The following is a 1,268-nucleotide window of genomic DNA, read 5'->3' on the forward strand; positions in this document are numbered from 1 at the left end:
GGCCACGTCGGCCACCGGTGAGGCAGGGGACAACGCCGCGGGCATCGCGGCCGTGGGCCGGGTGGCCCGCGAGCTGATGCCCGAGACCGGGGTGATCGCCGACCCGACCCAGCTGCGCACCTACGAGCGCGCCGGCTGGCTCATGCTGCCCGCCGGAGGCGTTCGGCGGCCCGGACCCGCGCCGAGGCGGCCCGCGGGTTGACGGCGAGCTCGGCGTCACCGGGGGCCTCACCGCCCCGGGTCACCAGCTTCAGCACCGGAGCGTGCTCGGGCATCGGGATCGGCATGCCGGGCGGCGTGCGGTCGGTGGCCTCTGCGGCGAGCGTCTGCTTCACGATGCGGTCCTCGAGGGAGTGGAAGCTGATCACGACCAGTCGGCCACCGATCGCGAGCGCGTCGATGGCGGCGGGCAGGGCCCGGGAGAGCACCCCGAGTTCGTCGTTGACCTCGATCCGGAGGGCCTGGAACGTCCGCTTGGCCGGGTGTCCACCGGTGCGGCGGGTGGCTGCGGGGATCGAGGAGCGCACCAGCTCGGCCAGCCGGGCGGTGCCGGTGAACGGCTCGTGGGCGCGCTCCCGCTCGATGGCGGCGGCGATCCGGCCGGCGAAGCGCTCCTCGCCGTAGACCTTGAGCACTCGGGTCAGCTCGCCCCGGGAGTAGGTGTTGACCACGTCGGCCGCGGTGCGGGGCCCGGTGGGGTCCATCCGCATGTCCAGCGGCGCGTCGGTGGAGTAGCTGAACCCGCGGGTCGGGCGGTCCAGCTGCAGGGAGGAGACGCCGAGGTCGAACAGGACGCCCTGCACCTCGTCGACCCCGAGTTCGGCCAGCACGTCGGGCAGCTCGTCGAAGACGGCGGGCACCAGGGTGGCGCGCTCGGCGTGGCCGGCGGCGGTGATCCGGGCAGCGGCCTCGGCGCGGGCGTCGGGGTCCCGGTCCAGGCCGATCAGCCGGAGCCCCGGGTGGGCCCCCAGCAGGGCCAGGGAGTGGCCGGCCAGCCCGAGCGTGCAGTCGACCAGGACGGCGCCCGGTGCGCTCAGCGCGGGGGCGAGCAGCTCGGTGACCCGGTCGAGGAGGACGGGGACGTGCAGCGCGGGCCCGGCGGCCTCGGGGCTGCTCATCGACGAGTTCCTCTCGGGGCGCAGGGGCGGTGCTGCCGCTGAGCAGCCGCTCCACGACGAAGCGCGGCCGCGGGCCCAGGTCGACCGGCAGGTGCTCGGTGAGCAACCACAGGCCGCCCGGGCGCCGGTCGGTGTTGGCCACCTCCAGCA

General features: G+C 75.8%; 1 protein-coding gene. It reads right to left on the minus strand.

Annotated elements, in window-relative coordinates; translation table 11 throughout:
* Positions 1-140 precede the first annotated feature (140 nt).
* Positions 141-1,118 (minus strand): 16S rRNA (cytosine(1402)-N(4))-methyltransferase RsmH, encoded by a 978-nt coding sequence (gene rsmH / locus G5C62_RS27085; RefSeq protein WP_164703424.1) that lies wholly within the window; start codon positions 1,116-1,118, stop codon positions 141-143.
* Positions 1,119-1,268 lie beyond the last annotated feature (150 nt).

The sequence above is a fragment of the Modestobacter sp. KNN46-3 genome, from assembly GCF_011039295.1.